This window comes from Bacillus sp. 204(2023), assembly GCF_037027505.1.
GTDB lineage: Bacteria > Bacillota > Bacilli > Bacillales > Bacillaceae > Bacillus > Bacillus subtilis.
Map to the genome: position 1 here is coordinate 1 of NZ_JAXCHE010000015.1, position 24,843 is coordinate 24,843.

Below are 24,843 nucleotides of genomic sequence, written 5' to 3' on the forward strand. Positions count from 1 at the left end.
CACCCGTTCCCATACCGAACACGGAAGTTAAGCTCTTCAGCGCCGATGGTAGTCGGGGGTTTCCCCCTGTGAGAGTAGGACGCCGCCAAGCAAGCTTAAACCCAGCTCATTGAGCTGGGTTTTTTGTTTACTCAAGATCGAGAAAATCAAACAAATACAAACACCGAGGGCTTATATAGCCCATATACTGATTTAAAGTTTCAAAAAGATCTAAATAGTGTATACAATATCCGTTTTAAGGGGAGGCTAATTGTACGGAGGTGGAGAAGATGGACGAAACAGGTAAACTTAATCATACATGTGTGATTTGTGATCAAGAGAAGAATAGAGGCATTCATCTTTATACGAAATTCATATGCTTAGATTGTGAGAGAAAAGTAATTTCTACATCAACTTCTGATCCTGACTATGCGTTTTACGTAAAAAAACTAAAGAGCATTCATACACCGCCATTATATTCATAGACCTGAAAAGGTCTTTTTTTGTACTCTTAATAATAAAAAGAAGATGAAACTTGTTTAAGGATTGAACGTAGTAGATAATAATATTAAAACTGAGTATAGACACAGGAGTCGATTATCTCATGCAGAGATTTTTTCACTTTTTGATGTGGAGTTTAACTAGCAGTGCGACTTTTGTTTTCATTGGAATATTGAGCTTTTTCGGTTTAAACCGGTCGCTTTTTTTATCTATTGTTTATGGGCTTGCTTCTGGAGCAGCCGTATATATAGCTGGCATCTGGAATGCAAGACGGTTATTTCTTAAAAAGCATGAATTGACAGGAAGAGAGTATGCTTACATTAAGAAAAACTTAGAGGAAGCAAGGCAGAAAATGATCCGTCTTAGGAAAGCCTTGTTTCAGGCTAAAAGCATTCAAATGTTTAAGCAAAATGCAGAAATGCTAAGGATTGTGAGAAGGATTTATCTCCTCACCAAAAAAGAGCCAAAGCGGTTTTATCAGGCAGAACGATTTTTTTATCAAACTCTCGATTCGGTTGTTGAATTGACAGAGAAGTATGCTTTTCTATCATCTCACCCAAAAAAAAGCAAAGAACTGTCGATGTCGTTAAGTGAGACACGCATCACTCTTACTGAATTGACCAAGCGTTTAGAGGAAGATTTAACTCAAGCAATGGGTGATGAAATTGACGAGTTGCAGTTTGAATTAGACGCAGCAAAACATTCATTAAAGAAATAAGGGAAGAGGGTAAGAGCGATGAACCGAGACCAAAGCGACCTTCATATAGATGAATTATTGGCAGATCCTTTTGGTGGTAACATAGAGATACCAGGTTCGGAGGCTGTAAAAGCAGAGAAAGAGCAAGTACGGCTTGTTGATGTTCTTCCTGAGGAAAACAAGGAAAAAGCAATTCAGCTTGCTGGACAGATTGATCATAAAAATATGCAAAGCATTGTCTTATACGGTTCACAAGCTCAATCTAAACTGCTGAACTTTTCTCATGATATGATTAATCATGTTCAAAAGAAGGATGTCGGGGAGATTGGCGAAATACTTGGAGAGCTGATGAAAAAGCTGGAGCAAGTAAATCCTGATGATCTCCAATCTAAGAAAAAGGGTTTTTTGGCACGCATGTTTGGAAGAGTATCAAGTTCTCTTCAAGAGGTGCTGTCTAAATACCAAAAGACCAGTGTGCAGATAGACAAAATCAGCTTGAAGCTGGAGCACTCTAAAAATGCTTTAATCAGTGACAACAAGCTGTTAGAGCAGTTATATGAAAAAAATAAAGAATATTTTGCCACGCTGAATGTTTATATCGCTGCAGGAGAACTGAAGCTGGAGGAATTAAAAACAAAAACAATTCCTAAACTGAAGCAACAGGCTGAATCGAGTGATCATAACCAAATGGCAGTTCAAGAGGTGAATGATTTAATTCAATTTGCTGACCGGTTAGATAAAAGGGTGCATGATTTGCTGCTGAGCAGGCAAATTACAATCCAAAGTGCACCGCAAATCAGACTGATTCAAAATACAAACCAAGCGTTAGCTGAAAAGATTCAGTCATCCATTGTGACAGCGATTCCTCTATGGAAAAATCAAGTTGCCATTGCACTGACGCTTTTAAGGCAGCGCAATGCAGTGGATGCACAACAGAAAGTATCTGATACAACCAATGAGCTTTTGTTGAAAAATGCGGAGCTTTTAAAAACCAATACAATTGAAACTGCACGGGCAAATGAACGGGGCCTGGTTGATATAGATACCTTGAAGAAGGTGCAGGAAAGCTTAATAAGCACGCTTGAAGAAACACTGACTATACAAGAAGAAGGACGAATTAAACGCCGTCAGGCAGAAGAAGAGCTTATGATGATGGAAGGCGACCTGAAGCAAAAGCTGCTTACAATAAAGGAAAGATAGTTACCAGTAAGTCTGGCTTTAAGTTCTCTCAGAGGCACGATATAATAAGGTGTAAGAAGACACATTCAAAGGATTGTTTTCATGAACACACCTTTATATAAAGCATTAATTCAACATGCGAGAAGAAATTCTCATTCATTTCATGTTCCGGGACATCACAATGGAGATGTCTTTTTTGATGACGCTAAGTCAATATTCGATCCGCTTCTCACCATTGATGTAACTGAACTGGCAGGACTGGATGATCTCCATCATCCTTCTGGGGTGATTAAGGAAGCTCAGGAGCTTGCCAGTCAATTATATGGATCGGCGGAAAGTTTTTTTCTGGTAAATGGTACGACTGTCGGAAACTTAGCGATGATTTTATCTGTTTGTGAACCTGGTGATACAATTCTGGTTCAAAGAAACTGTCATAAATCTGTATTTCATGCTGTTGATTTGGCCGGTGCTGAGCCGGTTTATCTTGCACCTGACGTTGATTCAGCGATGCATGTGCCTACGCATGTCCCGCTTGGAACAATTAAAGAGGCCCTGGCAGCATATCCAGATGCGAAAGGCTTGGTACTGACCAATCCGACATATTACGGACATAGTGCTGATTTGACTGAGATCATTACTGAAGCCCATCATTACGGAATTCCTGTTTTGGTCGATGAAGCTCATGGCGCACATTTTATTTTAGGTGAGCCTTTTCCGGTCTCAGCTTTAAAAATGGGGGCTGATATTGTTGTTCAGTCGGCCCACAAAACGTTGCCTGCCATGACGATGGGTTCTTATTTGCATCTCAACAGCAGCTGCAGGATTAACAGGGATCGGGTGGCAGAGTATTTAAACCGATTACAAAGCAGCAGCCCGTCTTATCCGATTATGGCTTCGTTAGATATTGCCCGCGCTTATGTACAGCATATTATAGAAGAACAAAAGCTTTCTGACATTCTGCAGCGGATACAAACACTTAAACAAACGTTTGATTCACTTACAAATGCAGAAGCTGTTAACCCTGCTAATCCAGTGATCATCACGGACCCGCTGAAGCTCACAATTCGTTCAAAACGCGGGCATTCTGGCTATACGCTGCAAAGCATATTAGAGCGTGCCAACATATTCACTGAGCTTGCTGATGAAAATCAAGTACTGCTCGTTCTCCCATTGGGAGGAAAACGGAGAATAAATACTGAAACCATTAGAAGCATTGATGAAGAGATTGAGAAAACGCCTCCGGATCAGGCGTTTGTTTCTGCAGACTGGGGAGTGCAGCCTGTTACTGTCTTGCCTTATCCAAAAAAGGTCTTACATTCGTTTAAGAAAGAATATGTGGACTTTGAGGAAGCAGCTAGCCGGCTGAATGCAGAAGATATCATCCCTTATCCTCCGGGTATCCCGATGATTATGGCGGGAGAAAGAATAACAAAAGAAAGTGTGCAAAAGCTCAGCCGCTTGATCAGCATGAAAACGCATGTTCAAGGGAATATGAAAATCAAAGAGAAACAACTACTTGTTTATATAGAAGAGGAGAAATCATGAGCGGTTTATTTATTACATTCGAAGGTCCTGAAGGTGCAGGAAAAACGACTGTTCTGCAGGAGATCAAAAACATACTGACAGCAGAAGGCCTTCAGGTTATGGCAACTCGAGAGCCAGGCGGAATAGATATTGCAGAACAAATTCGAGAGGTTATTCTGAATGAGAACAATACATTAATGGACCCAAAAACAGAAGCTCTCTTATATGCGGCTGCAAGACGCCAGCATTTAGTTGAAAAAGTAAAGCCTGCTTTAGAACAGGGGTTTATCGTTCTTTGCGACAGATTCATAGACAGTTCTCTTGCGTATCAAGGATATGCAAGAGGGCTTGGAATTGATGAGGTTCTGTCCATTAATGAATTTGCCATTGGAGATATGATGCCCCATGTAACGGTTTATTTTTCAATTGATCCGGAAGAAGGACTGAAGCGTATTTACGCAAACGGCTCACGGGAGAAAAACAGGCTCGATTTAGAAAAACTGGACTTTCATACAAAAGTACAAGAAGGTTATCAAGAGCTGATGAAGCGATTTCCGGAAAGATTTCATTCAGTTGATGCCGGGCAATCCAAAGACCTCGTCGTTCAGGATGTTCTAAAGGTAATCGATGAAGCGTTGAAAAAAATTCAATTGTGACCTGTTTCCCAATAGTTGATATAATAATGTAAACGAGATCACGTTGTTTCCAATCTAAAGGAGGCCTTCACAGATGAAATTGATAGTGGCAGTTGTACAAGATCAGGACAGCAACAGACTTTTGAAAACCTTAACGGATCACAACTTCAGAGTCACAAAGCTTGCGACGACAGGAGGATTTCTTAAATCAGGCAATACAACGTTTATGATCGGTGTCGAGGATATACGCGTCAATAAAGCGTTGAGTCTCATTAAAGAAAACGGGCAGAAACGTGATCAGATGATTGCCCCTGTATCTCCAATGGGCGGAAATGCTGATTCTTATGTCCCTTATCCAGTCGAAGTTGAAGTTGGCGGAGCGACAGTATTTGTCCTTCCAGTCGATGAATTTCATCAATTTTAAGGATCTGAAACTGTGAAAATTAATAAAGATATACGTACATTCATAGATAATAAGCAGATTCCCTCTGTGAAAACATCTGAGATCACAGCATCGTTTAAAACATCAATGGAAAACCAAAGCAGCAAAATGAAGCTTGATCAGCTTACCAGGCTGTTATCTGATATAGAGGCATTCGGAAAAAGGCTAACGAAATCTCGGAATTTTAAAGACTTAGCGAGATTTAAAGGACTTGTGAAACGTTTTGTCAAAGAAGCTGTGGACAGCGGCCTTTCACATGAAACATCGAAAAGCTTTGACCTTTACGGGAACAGCAGAACGCTGGGACTTGTGAAAGAAATAGATGACAAATTGATACAGCTTACGGAAGAGATGATGGATCAGGAAAAACCGGCAATTGATTTGCTGGAGCGTATTGGCGAAATAAAAGGTTTATTAATTAACCTTTACACATAGAGAGTGATACAATGGCAATATCCTGGAAGGAAATGAACGAGCTTCAGCCCAGAGTGATGAAGCTTTTATATAATAGTATTGAGAAGGACAGACTATCACACGCTTATTTGTTTGAGGGAAAAAAAGGAACAGGCAAGCTTGATGCCGCGCTGCTTCTTGCAAAAAGCTTCTTTTGTCTGGAGGATGGCGCGGAGCCTTGTGAGAGCTGCCGAAACTGTAAACGGATAGAGTCAGGGAACCATCCTGATCTCCATCTTGTTCAGCCTGATGGCTTATCAATCAAAAAGGCGCAAATTCAAGCGCTCCAAGAAGAGTTTTCTAAGACAGGACTTGAATCGCATAAAAAGCTGTATATTATTTCGCACGCAGATCAAATGACAGCAAATGCGGCGAACAGCCTGCTGAAATTTTTAGAAGAACCAAACAAAGACACAATGGCCGTCCTCATCACTGAGCAGCCCCAAAGGTTATTGGATACCATCATTTCAAGATGCCAAACCCTTCCTTTTCAGCCTTTGCAGCCGAAAGCAATTGAAGATAGACTGATCGAACAGGACGTCTCGCCTCATATGGCAAGGCTTCTGGCCAACATGACCAATAATGTAGCAGAAGCAGTCGAATTAAGTCGAAATGATGAGTTTGCAGAGTCTAGAGCGAAAGTGATAAAATTGTATGAAGTCCTACACCAGCGGAAAGGACATGCTTTTTTCTTTATTCAAGATCAATGGATGCCCTTTTTCAAAGAAAAAACCCATCAAGAAATGGGTCTTGATATGCTCTTATTGATATATCGTGATGTGTTGTCCATCCAAATAGGAAATGAAGATAAATTGATTTATCAAGACTTATTCCAATCAATAAAACAGCATGCGCTACAATCAACACAACAAAGCGTTACGAATCAGATACTTGCTGTTTTAGAAGCAAAGAAACGGCTTCATTCCAATGTGAATGTACAAGGATTAATGGAGCACTTGGTGTTAATGTTGCAGGAGGGATAAGCTTGTACAATGTAATTGGTGTCCGCTTTAAGAAAGCGGGTAAAATATATTATTTTGATCCGAATGGATTTCATATAGAACATGACAGCTGCGTAATTGTAGAAACTGTCAGAGGCGTTGAGTACGGCCAGGTCGTGATTGCAAATAAACAGGTGGATGAGCATGATGTGGTGCTTCCCCTTCGAAAAGTGATACGTGTGGCTGACGAGCGCGATCTTCTCATTGTAGAAGAAAATAAACAGGAAGCACTATCAGCATTTGATATCTGCCAAAAGAAAGTGATTGAGCATGGCTTGGATATGAAGCTGGTCGATGTTGAATTCACGTTTGATCGCAATAAAGTCATTTTTTACTTCACTGCTGACGGCCGAGTCGACTTTAGAGAGCTTGTAAAGGATTTGGCTTCTATCTTTAAGACAAGAATTGAGCTGCGCCAAATCGGAGTGAGGGATGAGGCAAAAATGCTCGGGGGAATCGGTCCTTGCGGAAGAATGCTTTGCTGTTCAACGTTTCTTGGAGATTTTGAACCCGTTTCCATTAAAATGGCCAAGGATCAGAACTTGTCTTTAAATCCTACGAAGATTTCGGGTCTTTGCGGACGATTGATGTGCTGTCTAAAATATGAGAACGATGAGTATGAGACGGCAAAAGAACAGCTTCCGGATATAGGAGAAATGATTACGACAGCAAACGGTCCCGCGAAGGTCGTCGGACTAAATATTCTGGAACGGGTGCTTCAGGTGGAACTGATAAACCGTGAAAAAGTGATAGAATATACTTGGGAAGAGCTCTTGGAAGAGGGCGTCGTATCCGCACAAACCACAGATTAACGAGGTGTGGAACCTTGGATAAAAAAGAGTTATTTGATACAGTCATTAACTTAGAAGAACAAATTGGCTCACTGTACAGGCAGCTGGGGGATTTGAAGCAGCATATCGGTGAGATGATTGAGGAAAATCATCATTTACAGCTTGAAAACAAGCATTTGCGCAAACGGCTGGACGATACGACGCAGCAGATTGAAAAGTTCAAAGCTGATAAAAAAGAATCAAAAACACAGAAGACAGAGCAAACTGATATAGGGGAAGGATATGATAATCTGGCACGTCTGTATCAAGAAGGATTTCATATCTGCAATGTCCACTATGGAAGTGTTCGAAAAGAGGATTGTCTTTTCTGTCTGTCATTCTTAAATAAAAAATAGGGAAAAGGCTTCCGCATAAGACGGGAGCCTTTTTCAAAGGTACTGAAAGGATAAGAAGATGGTTTCATTACATGATGATGAAAGATTAGACTATTTGCTGGCAGAGGACATGAAAATCATACAAAGCCCAACAGTGTTTGCTTTTTCGTTGGACGCTGTGCTTCTGTCCAAATTTGCGTACGTTCCGATTCAAAAAGGGAAAATCGTTGATTTATGCACCGGCAATGGTATTGTGCCGCTGCTGCTCAGTACAAGATCAAAAGCAGACATTCTGGGAGTCGAAATACAAGAAAGGCTGCATGATATGGCTGTTCGCAGCGTGGAGTATAATAAGCTGCAGGATCAGATTCAGATCATACATGATGACCTGAAAAACATGCCGGAGAAACTTGGACATAATCGATATGATGTTGTCACCTGCAATCCGCCGTATTTTAAAACACCGAAACAAACTGAACAAAACATGAATGAGCATCTCCGAATTGCAAGACATGAAATCCACTGCACACTGGAGGATGTCATTTCAGTCAGCAGCAAGCTGCTCAAGCAAGGGGGAAAAGCAGCGCTTGTTCACCGGCCGGGAAGGCTTCTGGAGATTTTTGAACTGATGAAGGCTTATCAAATCGAGCCGAAACGTGTACAATTTGTCTATCCGAAGCAAGGGAAAGAAGCCAATACCATTTTGGTTGAAGGCATCAAAGGCGGGCGCCCGGATTTGAAAATTCTTCCTCCTTTATTCGTTTATGATGAACAAAATGAATATACAAAAGAAATCAGGACCATTTTATATGGAGACAAATAACCATTTCTTCTACGTCGTGAAATGTAAGGACAATAGCTGGTATGCCGGGTATACCAACGATCTGCATAAACGAGTGAAAACACACAATGATGGAAAGGGCGCAAAGTACACAAAAGTAAGACGTCCGGTTGAATTAATTTTTGCCGAGAGCTTTTCAACAAAGCGAGAAGCTATGCAGGCGGAATATTATTTCAAAAAACTAACTCGGAAGAAAAAAGAACTTTATATAGAAGAAAAGCGGAACAGCAAGGAGGCTGTATATGTTAAGGCGCCAAATGAGCTTTAATGGAAAGTCGGACATGGGGATTCTTTACTTGGTCCCAACCCCAATCGGAAATCTAGAGGATATGACATTCCGGGCGATCGACACGCTGAAATCAGTGGATGCGATTGCTGCGGAAGATACGAGGCAAACGAAAAAGCTTTGTCATGTATATGAAATTGAAACACCGCTCGTCAGCTATCACGAACACAATAAAGAAAGCAGTGGGCACAAAATTATTGAATGGCTGAAATCGGGAAAAAACATTGCTCTTGTCAGTGATGCCGGTCTGCCGACGATTTCTGATCCCGGAGCGGAAATTGTAAAGGATTTTACGGATATAGGCGGTTATGTTGTTCCGTTGCCGGGAGCAAATGCCGCATTAACAGCTCTTATTGCTTCAGGTATTGTACCGCAGCCTTTTTTCTTTTATGGTTTTCTCAACAGACAGAAAAAAGAAAAGAAGAAGGAGCTTGAAGCCCTTAAAAAACGGCGGGAAACGATCATTTTTTATGAAGCGCCTCACAGATTGAAGGAAACCTTGTCAGCGATGGCAGAGATATTAGGAGATCGGGAAATTGCTGTAACACGTGAACTCACTAAGAAATATGAAGAGTTTATCCGAGGAACCATATCTGAGGTCATTGGATGGGCAAACGAGGATCAGATACGCGGCGAGTTTTGTCTTGTCGTAGAAGGAAGTAATAATGAAGAGGTAGATGAGGAAGAACAATGGTGGGAAACCCTCACTGCGAAAGAACATGTCGAGCATTACATCTCGAAAGGCGCTACGTCTAAAGAAGCCATTAAAAAAGCAGCAGTCGATCGCAATGTACCAAAGCGTGAAGTGTACGATGCTTACCATATTAAGCAATAAAAAAACGTTCTTGTGTCATAACAAGAACGTTTTTTGTACAAGAAATGATTATTTAAGGTTTTGAAGCTGGTTTTGGATTTCGCTGATGATTTGCTCAGCGCCTTCTTTACTAAGAACCAATTTACCGCCTGCAAGTTTAAGGTTATCATCAGAAACTTCACCAGTTACTTGGCAAGTCATGTTTGGTTTATATTTTTTAAGGATGATTTTTTCATCATCAACATAGATTTCAAGAGCATCTTTTTCTGCGATTCCAAGAGTACGACGCAGTTCGATAGGAATAACTACACGTCCTAATTCATCAACTTTACGTACAATACCAGTAGATTTCATAAACATTCTCCTCCCAAGAGATACTTATTTGTTTAAATTATATTTTTCTTCGTCATTATTCGACAAAATCCTTACCTTCATAGCATAACAAGGTTTCCAATAATCGTCAATCATTTTGTTTACTATTGATTGTAAGAATTAGTTCTTATAGTCAGTAATGTCTTAGAAACTACCGAAATAACAGCATTTTATAAATATTTAATAAAGCTATTATCCTACTAAAAATCCTTTTAAATCAAGACTTTCGAACCAAAGTTTTTTATTTCATTTGATTATATACGACAAAATTCGACACGAACAGACTTTTTTTATTTTCATTAAAGATTTTTAATTTTAATTATTCTTTTTCAGGGCGTATGTATATATTCTTGATCTTAAAGGCTAAGATGGTATCATAGATAAAGGATAAATATAAATAATATTCATATATGATTTGCACTTATCGCCGCTCTCGTCCTTTGGGCGGGAGCTTTTTGACATTCTGATTAGGAGGTTTCAAGATGCCGCAAGAAAACAATACATTTTACATTACAACACCGATTTATTATCCGAGCGGAAAATTACATATCGGCCATGCATATACGACAGTCGCGGGAGATGCAATGGCACGTTACAAAAGATTAAAAGGGTTCGATGTTCGCTATTTAACGGGAACGGACGAGCATGGACAAAAGATCCAGCAAAAAGCTGAACAGGAAAACATTACACCTCAGGAGTATGTGGATCGCGCAGCGGCAGATATTCAAAAACTGTGGAAGCAGCTTGAAATCTCAAACGACGACTTTATCCGCACGACAGAAAAACGGCATAAAGTTGTCATTGAAAAGGTGTTTCAGAAGCTTCTTGATAACGGGGACATCTATCTTGATGAGTATGAAGGCTGGTACAGCATCCCTGATGAAACGTTCTACACGGAAACTCAGCTCGTTGATATTGAGCGGAATGAAAAGGGAGAGGTCATCGGCGGAAAAAGCCCTGACAGCGGTCACCCAGTTGAATTGATCAAAGAGGAATCTTATTTCTTCCGCATGGGGAAATACGCGGATCGACTTCTGAAATACTATGAAGAAAACCCGACATTCATTCAGCCAGAATCACGCAAAAACGAAATGATTAATAACTTTATCAAACCTGGACTTGAGGATTTGGCAGTATCACGTACCACTTTTGATTGGGGCGTGAAGGTGCCGGAAAATCCAAAGCATGTTGTATATGTTTGGATTGACGCACTATTTAACTATTTAACGGCACTCGGTTATGATACAGAAAATGATGAGCTTTATCAAAAATATTGGCCTGCCGATGTTCATTTAGTCGGTAAGGAGATTGTACGATTCCATACTATTTACTGGCCAATTATGCTGATGGCGCTGGATCTTCCGCTGCCAAAGCAAGTATTCGCGCATGGCTGGCTTTTGATGAAAGACGGAAAAATGTCGAAATCAAAAGGAAACGTTGTAGATCCGGTTACATTAATTGAGCGCTATGGTTTAGACGAACTTCGCTATTACCTGCTTCGCGAAGTGCCGTTCGGATCTGACGGAGTATTCACGCCGGAAGGATTTGTTGAGCGGATTAACTATGATTTAGCAAATGACTTAGGAAATCTATTGAATCGTACTGTTGCGATGATTAATAAGTATTTTGACGGACAAATCGGTTCTTACAAAGGTGCTGTTACGGAATTTGACCAAACGCTTACTTCGGTTGCTGAAGAAACAGTGAAAGCTTATGAGAAAGCAATGGAAAATATGGAGTTCTCGGTAGCACTTTCGACTTTATGGCAGCTCATCAGCCGCACAAACAAATACATTGATGAGACAGCTCCATGGGTGCTTGCGAAAGATCCGGCAAAAGAAGAAGAATTGCGATCAGTTATGTATCATCTCGCTGAATCATTGCGTATTTCAGCGGTACTGCTTCAGCCATTCTTAACAAAAACACCTGAAAAAATGTTCGAGCAGCTGGGCATTACTGATGAATCTTTAAAAGCTTGGGACAGCATCACAGCTTTCGGCCAGCTGAAAGATACAAAAGTACAAAAAGGCGAGCCATTGTTCCCTCGTTTAGAGGCAGAAGAAGAAATTGCTTACATCAAAGGGAAAATGCAAGGTTCGGCACCAGCGAAAGAAGAAACAAAAGAAGAAGAGCCGCAAGAGGTCGATCGTTTACCTGAAATTACGATTGATCAATTCATGGATGTAGAGCTTCGCGTAGCTGAGGTCATTGAGGCAGAGCCAGTGAAAAAAGCAGACCGTTTATTGAAGCTGCAGCTTGATCTTGGTTTTGAAAAGCGCCAAGTGGTATCCGGCATTGCGAAGCATTATACGCCTGAAGAGCTCGTTGGAAAAAAACTTGTTTGTGTAACAAATCTAAAACCGGTTAAACTCAGAGGAGAGCTTTCTCAAGGTATGATCCTTGCAGGAGAAGCAGACGGCGTTTTAAAGGTCGTATCTATCGATCAGTCGTTACCAAAAGGCACAAGAATTAAATAATGATAAACAAAAGGTGTTTCACGTGTAACAATTCGTCGAACACCTTTTGTGTTTCGACAAGAAAGGAGTTTTTCACTTATGTTATTTGACACTCACGCGCATTTAAATGCAGAACAATATGATACTGATCTGGATGAGGTTATTGAACGGGCAAAAGCTGAAAAAGTTGAACGAATTGTCGTAGTTGGTTTTGACCGTCCGACGATTACCCGTGCGATGGAAATGATTGAGGAATATGATTTTATTTATGCAGCCATTGGCTGGCACCCTGTTGACGCTATTGACATGACAGAGGAAGACTTAGCGTGGATTAAAGAGCTTTCTGCTCATGAGAAAGTGGTAGCAATAGGGGAAATGGGACTGGATTATCATTGGGATAAATCACCTAAAGATATTCAAAAAGAGGTGTTTAGAAAACAAATCGCCTTAGCGAAAGAGGTCAATTTGCCTATTATCATTCATAACCGTGATGCAACGGAGGATGTCGTGACCATTTTGAAAGAGGAAGGCGCAGAAGCTGTGGGCGGAATCATGCACTGCTTTACAGGAAGTGCGGAAGTGGCAAGAGAATGCATGAAAATGAATTTTTATTTATCATTTGGGGGACCGGTGACATTTAAAAATGCGAAGAAACCGAAGGAAGTAGTGAAGGAAATTCCCAATGACCGGCTGCTGATTGAAACGGACTGCCCGTTTCTCACACCGCACCCTTTCCGCGGGAAAAGAAATGAGCCAAGCTATGTGAAATATGTGGCAGAACAAATCGCCGAATTAAAAGAAATGACCTTTGAAGAGATTGCTTCCATCACGACTGAAAATGCGAAAAGACTTTTCCGTATAAACTGACAAAAAACGCTAGCGGGTTTTGTAAGAGCTTGTCCCTTACAGCGTTTTTCTATAAAAGTTCTACATGCTTTCTTCTCCTCATAGGATAGGTTTGTCGACAAGTCTTTCTTCCGTTTCTCAGTGTATTTCAGGATAATGAAGAGGACACTGAGCTTTTGGGAGAAAGAGAAGGGAGGGTTGACAGCCTTTTAGATACTCTATATAATCTCTCCGAGGAGAAGGAGGCGTTTTTCATCACACAAAAAATGAAAAAGCTGTTTTCCGTAAAGCTTAGCAAAAGCAAAGTCATTCTGGTTGCTGCTTGTTTGCTTTTGGCAGGAAGCGGGACTGCGTACGCGGCTCATGAGCTCACGAAACAATCAGTCTCAGTTTCTATCAATGGCAAAAAGAAACATATACGCACACATGCAAATACAGTCGGTGATCTTTTGGAGACGCTTGATATAAAGACAAGAGACGAAGACAAGATCACACCTGCTAAACAGACAAAGATAACAGCAGACATGGACGTTGTGTATGAGGCTGCAAAACCTGTGAAGCTTACAATAAACGGGGAAGAAAAGACGTTATGGTCAACAGCAAAAACGGTCGGTGCATTACTGGACGAACAAGATGTTGATGTGAAAGAACAAGATCAAATTGATCCCGCAATAGATACAGATATTTCGAAAGACATGAAGATTAACATAGAGCCCGCATTTCAGGTTACTGTGAATGATGCAGGGAAACAAAAGAAGATCTGGACGACTTCGACTACGGTCGCTGACTTTTTAAAACAGCAAAAGATGAACATAAAAGACGAAGATAAAATCAAGCCTGCGTTAGATGCAAAGCTGACGAAAGGAAAGGCTGATATTACAATTACTCGTATCGAAAAGGTCACCGATGTAGTTGAAGAGAAGATTGCGTTCGATGTGAAAAAGCAAGAAGACGCTTCTCTTGAAAAAGGGAAAGAAAAGGTCGTCCAAAAAGGAAAAGAAGGCAAGCTAAAAAAACATTTCGAAGTCGTTAAAGAAAACGGCAAAGAAGTGTCCAGAGAGCTTGTAAAAGAAGAAACAGCTGAGCAAAGCAAAGATAAAGTGATTGCTGTCGGCACAAAGCAAAGCAGTCCAAAAGTTGAAACGGTCAGTGCTTCAGGTGATTCAAAAACAGTTGTGTCCCGCAGCAATGAATCAACAGGCAAAGTCATGACTGTATCATCTACGGCTTATACGGCAAGCTGCAGCGGTTGTTCAGGACATACAGCGACAGGCGTCAATTTGAAAAATAATCCGAATGCCAAAGTCATCGCTGTGGATCCAAATGTCATTCCGCTAGGCTCCAAAGTCCACGTGGAAGGCTATGGATATGCCATTGCTGCAGATACCGGTTCAGCGATTAAAGGGAACAAGATAGACGTCTTTTTCCCAGAGAAATCATCGGCGTACCGATGGGGAAATAAAACAGTCAAAATTAAAATCTTAAATTAATATATACTTATGTATTCAGAGGGTTTTGCGCCCTCTGTTTTTTTCGTTATAATAGACAAAGTGCATTTTCTGCTTATTAGACGCTCGATATAAGAAAAAGTTTCATGAATATACAAAAGTTTTTATTTTGTCTTGGAGGAAATAATGAAAATTAAAGAGATCATTGTGGTCGAGGGGCGTGACGATACGGCCCGCATCAAATTGGCTGTTGATGCAGACACAATTGAAACAAATGGTTCAGCCATCGATGATCATGTGATTGACCAAATCCGTTTGGCCCAGAAGACCAGAGGCGTCATTATTTTAACGGATCCGGACTTTCCGGGAGAGAAGATTCGCAAAACCATCTCAGAGGCTGTACCCGGCTGTAAGCATGCATTTTTGCCAAAACATCTTGCCAAACCTAAAAACAAGCGGGGAATTGGGGTGGAGCATGCATCGGTTGAAAGCATTAGGGCATGTTTAGAAAATGTGCATGAGGAGATGGAAGCGCAGCCGAGTGACATTTCAGCTGAGGATTTGATTCATGCCGGACTAATAGGCGGACCTGCGGCCAAACGCCGCCGGGAACGACTGGGTGATCTGTTGAAAATCGGCTATACAAATGGCAAACAGCTTCAAAAACGGCTGCAAATGTTTCAAATTAAAAAAAGTGATTTTATGAGTGCGCTCGATACCGTTATGCGGGAGGAACAGAATGAATAAAGATATTGCGACACCGATTAGAACGAAAGAGATACTGAAGAAATACGGTTTTTCTTTTAAAAAGAGCTTAGGACAGAATTTCTTAATTGATACGAACATTTTAAACAGAATTGTCGATCACGCGGAAGTGACGGAGAAAACAGGTGTCATTGAAATTGGCCCGGGAATCGGGGCTTTAACCGAACAGCTTGCCAAGCGGGCGAAAAAGGTCGTGGCATTTGAGATTGACCAGCGATTATTGCCGATTCTGAAGGATACACTGTCACCTTACGACAATGTCACTGTCATCCATCAGGACGTGTTAAAGGCTGATGTCAAATCAGTCATTGAAGAACAATTTCAAGATTGTGATGAGATCATGGTAGTTGCCAACCTTCCTTATTACGTAACAACACCGATTATCATGAAACTGCTTGAAGAACATCTTCCGCTGAAAGGGATTGTGGTCATGCTGCAAAAAGAAGTGGCTGAGCGCATGGCGGCTGATCCTTCATCTAAGGAATACGGCTCGCTTTCAATCGCGGTGCAGTTTTATACAGAAGCCAAAACGGTGATGATCGTTCCGAAAACCGTATTTGTTCCTCAGCCTAATGTCGATTCCGCAGTCATCCGGCTGATTCTCCGAGACGGCCCGGCAGTGGACGTGGAAAACGAATCCTTTTTCTTTCAGCTCATTAAGGCAAGCTTTGCACAGCGCCGTAAAACGCTGCTCAATAACTTAGTTAACAACCTTCCTGAAGGAAAAGCACAAAAATCAACGATTGAGCAAGTGCTCGAAGAAACAAATATTGAAGGCAAGCGCCGAGGTGAATCCCTGTCTATTGAGGAATTCGCAGCGCTGTCTAACGGATTGTATAAAGCCCTTTTCTAAAAGGGCTTTTTGTTTTGCGCACCACATGGACTGCCGCTACATAGGCTAGAGAAGGACCTTTCATTCAATGATAAGAAAAACTTGGACTCAGCGAAAAAAGGCGCTTTCTCAAGGCTCTTTCTTTCATGATGAGGCTTAGTCTATGTGTGGAGTGAGGAACGTGCAATTTCAAATAGGGGATATGGTAGCCAGAAAATCCTATCAGATGGATGTTTTGTTTCGAATTATAAGAATAGAGCAAACAAGCAAAGGAAATTCAATTGCTATTTTGCATGGAGATGAAGTCAGGCTGATTGCTGATTCGGATTTTTCTGATCTGGTAGCAGTGAAAAAAGATGAGCAGATGATGCGGAAAAAGAAAGATGAGAGCAGAATGAATGAGTCGCTCGAATTACTCCGCCAGGATTATAAACTGCTCAGAGAAAAGCAGGAGTACTATGCGACAAGCCAGTATCAGCATCAGGAGCATTATTTCCATATGCCGGGCAAAGTGCTTCATCTGGATGGTGACGAAGCATATCTGAAAAAATGCCTGAATGTCTATAAAAAAATTGGAGTGCCGGTCTATGGCATCCATTGCCATGAAAAGAAAATGTCTGCTTCTATTGAAGAATTGCTCGACAAATATCGACCTGATATCCTGGTGATCACAGGGCATGATGCGTATTCGAAGCAAAAGGGCGGTATTGATGATTTGAATGCGTACAGACATTCTAAGCACTTTGTTGAAACAGTTCAAACAGCCCGAAAAAAGATCCCTCACTTAGATCAGCTTGTTATTTTTGCGGGGGCCTGCCAATCCCATTTTGAATCACTCATCAGAGCGGGTGCGAATTTTGCGAGTTCACCGTCAAGAGTCAATATTCATGCGCTTGATCCGGTATATATCGTCGCGAAGATCAGCTTTACGCCGTTTATGGAACGGATTAATGTATGGGAAGTGCTCCGTAATACGCTGACAAGAGAGAAAGGGCTTGGAGGTATTGAAACAAGAGGAGTTCTGAGAATTGGTATGCCTTATAAGTCCAATTAACAGTTGAAAACCTGCATAGGAGAGCTATGCGGGTTTTTTATTTTACATAATGATACATAATTTACCGAAACTTGCGGAACATAATTGAGGAATCATAGAATTTTGTCAAAATAATTTTATTGACAACGTCTTGTTAACGTTGATATAATTTAAATTTTATTTGACAAAAATGGGCTCGTGTTGTACAATAAATGTAGTGAGGTGGATGCAATGGCGAAGACGTTGTCCGATATTAAAAGATCGCTTGATGGGAATTTAGGTAAAAGGCTGACGTTAAAAGCAAACGGTGGCCGCCGAAAAACGATTGAGCGTTCGGGCATTTTAGCTGAGACGTACCCTTCTGTTTTTGTGATACAACTAGATCAAGACGAGAACTCGTTTGAAAGAGTTTCATACAGTTATGCTGATATTTTGACTGAGACTGTTGAGCTGACATTTAATGATGACGCCGCAAGCTCAGTGGCATTTTAACGGGCAGTGAACCTTTTGTTTACTGCTTTTTGTTTTGCCCTTTTTTGGTTTCCAATAATTTTAACGAAAGTTCCATCTGATTTAACAAAAGATAAAACAGTCACATATTATCGTGACGTGCACGAATGGCTATCACTTCTAAAAAAGGGGTTGTTTCGTTTGGGCAGACGTCGTGGAGTTATGTCAGATGAGTTTAAATATGAGCTGGCTAAAGACCTTGGTTTTTATGACACAGTAAAAAATGGCGGCTGGGGCGAAATTCGGGCTCGCGATGCCGGTAACATGGTGAAGCGTGCTATTGAAATCGCCGAACAGCAAATGGCTCAGAATCAGAATAACCGATAAGGATGTGACCCGGGGGACGTGCTGTTCCCTGGTTTTTTTATTTTGGATATAAATACATAATGGGCTGAATATGGATATGTTCATCCTGTACTTCAAATGTGATACAATGTTCATACTTATGTTTAGATGGAGAAGTAGGTGAAAGCTATGCGTATTTTAGAAAAAGCGCCAGCTAAGATCAATCTGTCACTTGACGTCACCCGAAAACGCCCGGATGGCTATCATGAAGTCGAAATGATCATGACGACAATTGATTTAGCTGATCGAATTGAATTGACGGAGCTTGCAGAGGATGAAGTGAGGGTTTCCTCCCACAACCGATTTGTGCCTGATGACCAAAGAAACTTAGCTTATCAGGCTGCCAAGCTGATCAAGGACAGATACAACGTGAAAAAGGGAGTTTCCATCATGATTACGAAGGTAATTCCGGTGGCTGCCGGTCTTGCCGGCGGAAGCAGTGATGCGGCGGCGACGCTCAGAGGGCTGAACAGACTGTGGAATTTAAATCTGTCTGCGGAAACGCTTGCTGAGCTTGGAGCGGAAATTGGCTCCGACGTTTCATTTTGTGTCTATGGCGGAACTGCATTAGCAACAGGGCGCGGCGAGAAAATTAAACATATCAGCACGCCTCCGCACTGCTGGGTCATTTTAGCGAAGCCGACAATCGGTGTTTCAACTGCTGAAGTGTACAGAGCGCTGAAACTGGATGGTATAGAGCATCCCGATGTACAAGGCATGATCGAGGCGATAGAAGAAAAGAGTTTTCAGAAGATGTGCAGCCGGTTAGGCAATGTGCTTGAATCTGTTACACTCGATATGCATCCTGAAGTTGCGATGATCAAAAACCAGATGAAACGCTTTGGTGCAGATGCCGTGTTAATGAGCGGGAGCGGCCCGACAGTGTTTGGACTGGTTCAGTATGAGTCGAAGGTGCAGAGAATTTATAACGGGTTAAGAGGCTTCTGCGATCAAGTTTATGCGGTGAGAATGATCGGCGAACAGAACGCTCTTGATTAAATCCGTATGTTAAGTTATATTGATCTTAAAATATTCGGATTTTGGGGGTAAGTTCATGAAGTTTCGTCGCAGCGGCAGATTGGTGGACTTAACAAATTATTTGTTAACCCATCCGCACGAGTTAATACCGCTAACCTTTTTCTCTGAGCGGTATGAATCTGCAAAATCATCGATCAGTGAAGATTTAACAATTATTAAACAAACCTTTGAACAGCAGGGGATCGGTACTTTGCTTACTGTTCCCGGAGCTGCCGGAGGCGTTAAATATATTCCGAAAATGAAGCAGGCCGAAGCTGAAGAGTTTGTGCAGACACTTGGACAGTCGCTGGCAAATCCTGAGCGTATCCTTCCGGGCGGTTATGTATATTTAACGGATATCTTAGGAAAGCCATCTGTACTCTCCAAGGTAGGGAAGCTGTTTGCTTCCGTGTTTGCAGAGCGCGAAATTGATGTTGTCATGACCGTTGCCACGAAAGGCATCCCTCTTGCGTATGCAGCTGCAAGCTATTTGAATGTGCCTGTTGTGATCGTTCGTAAAGACAATAAGGTAACAGAGGGCTCCACAGTCAGCATTAATTACGTTTCAGGTTCCTCAAACCGCATTCAAACAATGTCACTTGCGAAAAGAAGCATGAAAACGGGTTCAAACGTACTCATTATTGATGACTTTATGAAAGCAGGCGGCACAATTAATGGTATGATTAACCTGTTGGATGAGTTTAACGCAAATGTGGCGGGAATCGGCGTCTTAGTTGAAGCCGAAGGAGTAGATGAACGTCTTGTTGATGAATATATGTCACTTCTTACTCTTTCAACCATCAACATGAAAGAGAAGTCCATTGAAATTCAGAATGGCAATTTTCTGCGTTTTTTTAAAGACAATCTTTTAAAGAATGGAGAGACAGAATCATGACAAAAGCAGTCCACACAAAACATGCCCCAGCGGCAATCGGGCCTTATTCACAAGGGATTATTGTCAACAATATGTTTTACAGCTCAGGCCAAATCCCTTTGACTCCTTCAGGCGAAATGGTGAACGGCGATATTAAGGAGCAGACTCATCAAGTATTCAGCAATTTAAAGGCGGTTCTGGAAGAAGCGGGTGCTTCTTTTGAAACAGTTGTAAAAGCAACTGTATTTATCGCGGATATGGAACAGTTTGCGGAAGTAAACGAAGTGTACGGACAATACTTTGACACTCACAAACCGGCGAGATCTTGTGTTGAAGTCGCGAGACTCCCGAAGGATGCGTTAGTCGAGATTGAAGTTATTGCACTGGTGAAATAATAAGAAAAGTGATTCTGGGAGAGCCCGGGATCACTTTTTTATTTACCTTATGCCCGAAATGAAAGCTTTATGACCTAATTGTGTAACTATATCCTATTTTTTCAAAAAATATTTTAAAAACGAGCAGGATTTCAGAAAAAATCGTGGAATTGATACACTAATGCTTTTATATAGGGAAAAGGTGGTGAACTACTGTGGAAGTTACTGACGTAAGATTACGCCGCGTGAATACCGATGGTCGCATGAGAGCGATTGCATCCATCACGCTGGATCACGAATTTGTTGTACATGATATTCGTGTGATTGATGGAAACAATGGTCTTTTCGTTGCGATGCCGAGTAAACGCACCCCTGATGGAGAGTTCCGCGATATTGCTCATCCTATTAATTCAAGCACGCGAGGAAAGATTCAAGATGCCGTGTTAAATGAGTATCATCGTCTGGGTGACACTGAAGCATTAGAATTCGAAGAAGCTGGAGCTTCTTAAAAAATAACCAAAAAGCAAGGACTGCTGAAAGGGCTGACATAAGCCTTTTGCTGGCGGTCCTTTTTTAATTCTGATTTTTCAAACTTAGTTGCACTCAATAGAAAATTCTTGCACTTCATGAAGTCTCCTTGAAATCAGAAGATATTTAGGATATATTTTTCTATGGATAAAAGGGATATTGGAGGCCAATAAATGGATAAGCGGTTTGCAGTTGTTTTAGCGGCTGGACAAGGAACGAGAATGAAATCGAAGCTTTATAAAGTCCTTCATCCAGTTTGCGGTAAGCCTATGGTAGAGCACGTCGTGGACGAAGCCTTAAAATTATCTTTATCGAAGCTTGTCACGATTGTCGGACATGGTGCGGAAGAAGTGAAAAAGCAGCTTGGTGATAAAAGCGAGTACGCGCTTCAAGCAGAACAGCTTGGCACTGCTCATGCTGTAAAACAGGCACAGCCATTTCTTGCTGACGAAAAAGGCGTCACAATTGTCATTTGCGGAGATACGCCGCTTTTGACAGCAGAGACGATGGAACAGATGCTGAAAGAACATACACAAAGAGAAGCGAAAGCTACGATTTTAACTGCGGTTGCAGAAGATCCAACCGGATACGGCCGCATTATTCGCAGCGAAAACGGAGCGGTTCAAAAAATCGTTGAGCATAAGGACGCCTCTGAAGAAGAACGTCTTGTAACTGAGATCAACACCGGTACGTATTGTTTTGACAATGAAGCGCTATTTCGGGCTATTGATCAGGTGTCTAATGATAATGCCCAAGGCGAGTATTATTTGCCGGATGTCATAGAGATTCTTAAAAATGAAGGCGAAACTGTTGCCGCTTACCAGACTGGTAATTTCCAAGAAACGCTCGGAGTTAATGATAGAGTTGCTCTTTCTCAGGCAGAACAATTTATGAAAGAGCGCATTAATAAACGGCATATGCAAAATGGCGTGACGTTGATTGACCCGATGAATACGTATATTTCTCCTGACGCTGTTATCGGAAGCGATACTGTGATTTACCCTGGAACTGTGATTAAAGGTGAGGTGCAAATCGGAGAAGATACGATTATTGGACCTCATACGGAGATTATGAATAGTGCCATTGGCAGCCGTACGGTTATTAAACAATCGGTAGTCAATCACAGTAAAGTGGGGAATGATGTAAACATAGGACCTTTTGCTCACATCAGACCTGATTCTGTCATCGGGAATGAAGTGAAGATCGGGAATTTTGTAGAAATTAAAAAGACTCAATTCGGAGACCGAAGCAAGGCATCTCATCTAAGCTATGTCGGCGATGCTGAGGTAGGCACTGATGTAAACCTGGGCTGCGGATCAATTACTGTCAATTATGATGGAAAGAATAAGTATTTGACAAAAATTGAAGATGGCGTGTTTATCGGCTGCAATTCCAACTTGGTTGCCCCTGTCACAGTCGGAGAAGGCGCTTATGTGGCGGCAGGTTCAACTGTTACGGAAGATGTACCTGGAAAAGCACTTGCTATTGCCAGAGCGAGACAAGTAAATAAAGACGATTATGTGAAAAATATTCATAAAAAATAATCCTAAATTCGGAGGTTTATCCATGTCTAATCAATACGGAGATAAGAATTTAAAGATTTTTTCTTTGAATTCGAATCCAGAGCTTGCAAAAGAAATCGCAGATATAGTTGGAGTTCAATTAGGGAAATGTTCTGTCACAAGATTTAGTGACGGGGAAGTCCAAATTAATATCGAAGAAAGTATTCGCGGATGTGATTGTTACATCATCCAGTCTACAAGTGACCCCGTTAACGAGCATATTATGGAACTGCTGATTATGGTAGATGCGTTAAAACGCGCTTCTGCAAAAACGATTAACATTGTTATTCCTTATTACGGTTATGCGCGTCAAGACAGAAAAGCAAGATCCCGTGAGCCAATCACAGCTAAACTTTTCGCTAACCTGCTTGAAACAGCCGGTGCGACTCGTGTGATTGCACTTGACCTGCATGCGCCGCAAATTCAAGGATTCTTTGATATACCGATTGACCACTTAATGGGTGTTCCGATTTTAGGAGAATATTTTGAAGGCAAAAATCTTGAAGATATCGTCATTGTTTCACCAGACCATGGCGGTGTGACACGTGCCCGCAAACTGGCTGACCGACTAAAAGCGCCGATTGCAATTATCGATAAACGCCGTCCGCGTCCAAACGTGGCGGAAGTCATGAATATTGTAGGTAACATCGAAGGGAAGACTGCTATCCTCATCGATGACATTATTGATACTGCAGGTACGATTACACTTGCTGCTAATGCGCTCGTTGAAAACGGAGCGAAAGAAGTATATGCATGCTGTACACACCCTGTACTATCAGGCCCTGCGGTAGAACGGATTAATAATTCAACAATTAAAGAGCTTGTTGTGACAAACAGCATCAAGCTTCCTGAAGAAAAGAAAATTGAACGCTTTAAGCAGCTTTCAGTCGGACCGCTTCTGGCAGAAGCAATTATTCGCGTTCATGAGCAGCAATCAGTCAGCTATCTGTTCAGCTAAACCATTTTTCGAGGTTTAAATCCTTATCGTTATGGGTATTGTTTGTAATAGGACAACTAAAACGACAATAGGATGGTGCTGAATATGGCAACTTTAACGGCAAAAGAAAGAACGGACTTTACTCGTTCGTCTCTTCGGAATATCCGTACTTCAGGACATGTTCCAGGTATCATATATGGGAAGGATACGGGTAACAAACCTGTGTCATTAGACAGTGTGGAGCTCATCAAAACGCTGAGGGACGAAGGCAAAAATGCAGTCATTACGCTTGAGGTCAGCGGAGAAAAACACTCAGTCATGGTAACAGACCTGCAGACGGACCCGTTGAAAAATGAAATCACTCATGCTGATTTTCAAGTAGTTAATATGAGTGAGGACATTGAAGTGGAAGTTCCGATTCATCTGACCGGAGAAGCCATTGGAGTGAAAAACGGAGGCGTACTGCAGCAGCCGTTATATGCACTTACTGTAAAGGCCAAGCCAAAAGCCATTCCGCAAACGATTGAGGCTGATATTTCAAGCCTCGATGTAAATGAAGTACTGACGATTGCGGATTTGCCTGCTGGCGGTGACTACTCCTTTAATCATGAATCAGATGAGGTTGTGGCTTCAATCCTTCCTCCGCAGCAGCAGGAAGCAGCTGAGGTCGATGAAGAGGAATCTGCCGATGCTCAGCCAGAAGGTGAAAACGAACAATAATAGCTTAAGGCGTAACCCTCCCGCGGTTACGTCTTTTGTGCTAGAATGAGAAGAATTATAGCCCGTTTATGAAGACGGGAGTTATGTGACTAAGGGAGGATTCGCCATGCTTGTGATTGCCGGTCTCGGAAACCCGGGGAAGAACTATGAAAATACACGGCATAATGTCGGATTTATGGTGATAGATCAGCTTGCAAAGGAATGGAATATAGAGCTGAATCAAAATAAATTTAACGGATTATACGGAACCGGATTTGTTTCCGGCAAAAAGGTTCTACTTGTTAAACCGCTTACATATATGAATTTATCAGGAGAATGTTTGCGGCCTTTAATGGACTACTATGATGTCGATAACGAAGATTTGACAGTCATTTACGACGACCTTGACCTTCCGACTGGCAAGATCCGTTTAAGAACGAAAGGAAGCGCCGGAGGGCACAATGGCATCAAATCACTGATCCAGCATCTTAGAACATCCGAGTTTGACCGTATCCGCATCGGAATCGGCCGGCCTGTAAACGGCATGAAGGTCGTTGATTATGTGTTAGGCTCCTTTACCAAGGAGGAGGCACCTGAGATCGAAGAAGCGGTTGATAAATCTGTGAAGGCTTGTGAGGCTTCTTTGAGTAAACCGTTTTTAGAAGTCATGAACGAATTTAACGCAAAGGTATAAAATGTAACAACAAAGTCCATACTACACCAAAATG

Annotated in this window: 30 protein-coding genes and 1 rRNA gene; 30 read left to right on the forward strand and 1 reads right to left on the reverse strand. The window is 41.6% G+C overall.

Annotation, left to right across the window (positions count from 1 at the left end; all coding sequences use genetic code 11):
- The 14 genes from rrf to rsmI form a co-directional block, all read left to right on the forward strand.
- A 5S ribosomal RNA gene (rrf, locus tag WA279_RS20190) occupies nucleotides 1-91 on the forward strand; the annotation flags it as partial.
- Nucleotides 92-269: 178 nt separating this feature from the next.
- Nucleotides 270-464 carry an anti-sigma-G factor gene (csfB, locus tag WA279_RS20195; protein ID WP_015482686.1) on the forward strand — a complete coding sequence of 65 codons (195 nt, stop codon included), beginning with the start codon at nucleotides 270-272 and terminating at the stop codon, nucleotides 462-464.
- 119 nt (nucleotides 465-583) lie between these two features.
- The gene (locus tag WA279_RS20200; protein WP_336156440.1) at nucleotides 584-1,198 is read left to right on the forward strand and encodes a 5-bromo-4-chloroindolyl phosphate hydrolysis family protein; all 615 of its coding nucleotides are present in this window, start codon (nucleotides 584-586) and stop codon (nucleotides 1,196-1,198) included.
- Between the two features lie 18 nt (nucleotides 1,199-1,216).
- Nucleotides 1,217-2,377 carry a toxic anion resistance protein gene (locus tag WA279_RS20205; RefSeq protein WP_336156441.1) on the forward strand — a complete coding sequence of 387 codons (1,161 nt, stop codon included), beginning with the start codon at nucleotides 1,217-1,219 and terminating at the stop codon, nucleotides 2,375-2,377.
- 81 nt (nucleotides 2,378-2,458) lie between these two features.
- Complete coding sequence (locus tag WA279_RS20210; RefSeq protein ID WP_336156443.1) at nucleotides 2,459-3,901, forward strand: aminotransferase class I/II-fold pyridoxal phosphate-dependent enzyme; 1,443 nt, start codon at nucleotides 2,459-2,461, stop codon at nucleotides 3,899-3,901.
- Nucleotides 3,898-4,536 carry a dTMP kinase gene (gene tmk, locus WA279_RS20215; RefSeq protein WP_015253015.1) on the forward strand — a complete coding sequence of 213 codons (639 nt, stop codon included), beginning with the start codon at nucleotides 3,898-3,900 and terminating at the stop codon, nucleotides 4,534-4,536. The genes WA279_RS20210 and tmk overlap by 4 nt, the downstream gene beginning before the upstream one ends.
- A 73-nt stretch (nucleotides 4,537-4,609) precedes the next feature.
- Nucleotides 4,610-4,939, forward strand: coding sequence for a cyclic di-AMP receptor DarA (gene darA / locus WA279_RS20220; protein WP_003242755.1), 330 nt, complete (start codon nucleotides 4,610-4,612; stop codon nucleotides 4,937-4,939).
- A 12-nt stretch (nucleotides 4,940-4,951) separates the two neighbouring features.
- Nucleotides 4,952-5,392: a YaaR family protein gene (locus WA279_RS20225; RefSeq protein WP_009966249.1), complete on the forward strand. Its 441-nt coding sequence runs from the start codon at nucleotides 4,952-4,954 to the stop codon at nucleotides 5,390-5,392.
- A gap of 11 nt (nucleotides 5,393-5,403) precedes the next feature.
- Nucleotides 5,404-6,393: a DNA polymerase III subunit delta' gene (gene holB, locus WA279_RS20230; RefSeq protein ID WP_003226770.1), complete on the forward strand. Its 990-nt coding sequence runs from the start codon at nucleotides 5,404-5,406 to the stop codon at nucleotides 6,391-6,393.
- A gap of 2 nt (nucleotides 6,394-6,395) precedes the next feature.
- The gene (gene ricT / locus WA279_RS20235) at nucleotides 6,396-7,223 is read left to right on the forward strand and encodes a competence/sporulation regulator complex protein RicT (RefSeq protein ID WP_003226767.1); all 828 of its coding nucleotides are present in this window, start codon (nucleotides 6,396-6,398) and stop codon (nucleotides 7,221-7,223) included.
- 14 nt (nucleotides 7,224-7,237) lie between these two features.
- Nucleotides 7,238-7,597 (forward strand): replication initiation-control protein YabA, encoded by a 360-nt coding sequence (yabA, locus tag WA279_RS20240; protein ID WP_003218308.1) that lies wholly within the window; start codon nucleotides 7,238-7,240, stop codon nucleotides 7,595-7,597.
- 58 nt (nucleotides 7,598-7,655) lie between these two features.
- Nucleotides 7,656-8,399: a tRNA1(Val) (adenine(37)-N6)-methyltransferase gene (locus WA279_RS20245; protein WP_021479732.1), complete on the forward strand. Its 744-nt coding sequence runs from the start codon at nucleotides 7,656-7,658 to the stop codon at nucleotides 8,397-8,399.
- A complete protein-coding gene (locus tag WA279_RS20250) occupies nucleotides 8,386-8,685 on the forward strand; it encodes a GIY-YIG nuclease family protein (protein ID WP_003242983.1) in 300 nt (99 codons plus the stop codon). The genes WA279_RS20245 and WA279_RS20250 overlap by 14 nt, the downstream gene beginning before the upstream one ends.
- Entirely contained in the window at nucleotides 8,660-9,538 is an 879-nt protein-coding gene (gene rsmI, locus WA279_RS20255; RefSeq protein WP_019712967.1) for a 16S rRNA (cytidine(1402)-2'-O)-methyltransferase, read from the forward strand. Before WA279_RS20250 ends, rsmI begins: the two co-directional genes overlap by 26 nt.
- Before the next feature lie 48 nt (nucleotides 9,539-9,586).
- Here the strand turns inward: rsmI and abrB are convergent, their stop codons facing one another.
- On the reverse strand, nucleotides 9,587-9,877 hold the full coding sequence (gene abrB / locus WA279_RS20260) for a transition state genes transcriptional regulator AbrB (protein ID WP_003226760.1): 291 nt from the start codon (nucleotides 9,875-9,877) through the stop codon (nucleotides 9,587-9,589).
- A 494-nt stretch (nucleotides 9,878-10,371) separates the two neighbouring features.
- Between abrB and metG the strand changes: the two genes are divergently transcribed.
- The 16 genes from metG (at nucleotide 10,372) to pth (ending at nucleotide 24,809) form a co-directional block, all read left to right on the forward strand.
- The gene (gene metG, locus WA279_RS20265) at nucleotides 10,372-12,366 is read left to right on the forward strand and encodes a methionine--tRNA ligase (RefSeq protein WP_014662479.1); all 1,995 of its coding nucleotides are present in this window, start codon (nucleotides 10,372-10,374) and stop codon (nucleotides 12,364-12,366) included.
- A gap of 78 nt (nucleotides 12,367-12,444) precedes the next feature.
- The gene (locus WA279_RS20270) at nucleotides 12,445-13,212 is read left to right on the forward strand and encodes a TatD family hydrolase (RefSeq protein ID WP_014478595.1); all 768 of its coding nucleotides are present in this window, start codon (nucleotides 12,445-12,447) and stop codon (nucleotides 13,210-13,212) included.
- A 155-nt stretch (nucleotides 13,213-13,367) separates the two neighbouring features.
- Nucleotides 13,368-14,681 (forward strand): ubiquitin-like domain-containing protein, encoded by a 1,314-nt coding sequence (locus WA279_RS20275; RefSeq protein ID WP_015715099.1) that lies wholly within the window; start codon nucleotides 13,368-13,370, stop codon nucleotides 14,679-14,681.
- 144 nt (nucleotides 14,682-14,825) lie between these two features.
- Nucleotides 14,826-15,386 carry a ribonuclease M5 gene (rnmV, locus tag WA279_RS20280; RefSeq protein ID WP_015253010.1) on the forward strand — a complete coding sequence of 187 codons (561 nt, stop codon included), beginning with the start codon at nucleotides 14,826-14,828 and terminating at the stop codon, nucleotides 15,384-15,386.
- A complete protein-coding gene (rsmA, locus tag WA279_RS20285) occupies nucleotides 15,379-16,257 on the forward strand; it encodes a 16S rRNA (adenine(1518)-N(6)/adenine(1519)-N(6))-dimethyltransferase RsmA (RefSeq protein ID WP_336156444.1) in 879 nt (292 codons plus the stop codon). The genes rnmV and rsmA overlap by 8 nt, the downstream gene beginning before the upstream one ends.
- 160 nt (nucleotides 16,258-16,417) lie before the next feature.
- Nucleotides 16,418-17,290 (forward strand): sporulation-specific protease PrtG, encoded by an 873-nt coding sequence (prtG, locus tag WA279_RS20290; protein WP_015382563.1) that lies wholly within the window; start codon nucleotides 16,418-16,420, stop codon nucleotides 17,288-17,290.
- Between the two features lie 210 nt (nucleotides 17,291-17,500).
- The gene (gene veg, locus WA279_RS20295) at nucleotides 17,501-17,761 is read left to right on the forward strand and encodes a biofilm formation stimulator Veg (RefSeq protein WP_003218330.1); all 261 of its coding nucleotides are present in this window, start codon (nucleotides 17,501-17,503) and stop codon (nucleotides 17,759-17,761) included.
- 159 nt (nucleotides 17,762-17,920) lie between these two features.
- Nucleotides 17,921-18,106 (forward strand): small, acid-soluble spore protein, alpha/beta type, encoded by a 186-nt coding sequence (locus WA279_RS20300; RefSeq protein WP_003218333.1) that lies wholly within the window; start codon nucleotides 17,921-17,923, stop codon nucleotides 18,104-18,106.
- 147 nt (nucleotides 18,107-18,253) lie between these two features.
- The gene (gene ispE, locus WA279_RS20305; RefSeq protein WP_003226742.1) at nucleotides 18,254-19,123 is read left to right on the forward strand and encodes a 4-(cytidine 5'-diphospho)-2-C-methyl-D-erythritol kinase; all 870 of its coding nucleotides are present in this window, start codon (nucleotides 18,254-18,256) and stop codon (nucleotides 19,121-19,123) included.
- A gap of 55 nt (nucleotides 19,124-19,178) precedes the next feature.
- Nucleotides 19,179-20,036, forward strand: coding sequence for a pur operon repressor (gene purR / locus WA279_RS20310; protein ID WP_003218342.1), 858 nt, complete (start codon nucleotides 19,179-19,181; stop codon nucleotides 20,034-20,036).
- Entirely contained in the window at nucleotides 20,033-20,410 is a 378-nt protein-coding gene (ridA, locus tag WA279_RS20315; RefSeq protein ID WP_003226738.1) for a 2-iminobutanoate/2-iminopropanoate deaminase, read from the forward strand. Before purR ends, ridA begins: the two co-directional genes overlap by 4 nt.
- Before the next feature lie 194 nt (nucleotides 20,411-20,604).
- The gene (spoVG, locus tag WA279_RS20320; protein ID WP_003218346.1) at nucleotides 20,605-20,898 is read left to right on the forward strand and encodes a septation regulator SpoVG; all 294 of its coding nucleotides are present in this window, start codon (nucleotides 20,605-20,607) and stop codon (nucleotides 20,896-20,898) included.
- A gap of 192 nt (nucleotides 20,899-21,090) precedes the next feature.
- Entirely contained in the window at nucleotides 21,091-22,461 is a 1,371-nt protein-coding gene (gene glmU / locus WA279_RS20325) for a bifunctional UDP-N-acetylglucosamine diphosphorylase/glucosamine-1-phosphate N-acetyltransferase GlmU (protein ID WP_336156446.1), read from the forward strand.
- Between the two features lie 22 nt (nucleotides 22,462-22,483).
- Nucleotides 22,484-23,437, forward strand: a complete 954-nt coding sequence (locus WA279_RS20330) for a ribose-phosphate diphosphokinase (RefSeq protein ID WP_003218353.1) — start codon at nucleotides 22,484-22,486, stop codon at nucleotides 23,435-23,437.
- A gap of 84 nt (nucleotides 23,438-23,521) precedes the next feature.
- Nucleotides 23,522-24,136 (forward strand): 50S ribosomal protein L25/general stress protein Ctc, encoded by a 615-nt coding sequence (locus WA279_RS20335; protein WP_003243443.1) that lies wholly within the window; start codon nucleotides 23,522-23,524, stop codon nucleotides 24,134-24,136.
- Between the two features lie 106 nt (nucleotides 24,137-24,242).
- Nucleotides 24,243-24,809 carry an aminoacyl-tRNA hydrolase gene (pth, locus tag WA279_RS20340; protein WP_336156448.1) on the forward strand — a complete coding sequence of 189 codons (567 nt, stop codon included), beginning with the start codon at nucleotides 24,243-24,245 and terminating at the stop codon, nucleotides 24,807-24,809.
- The last annotated feature ends 34 nt before the right edge of the window (nucleotides 24,810-24,843 follow it).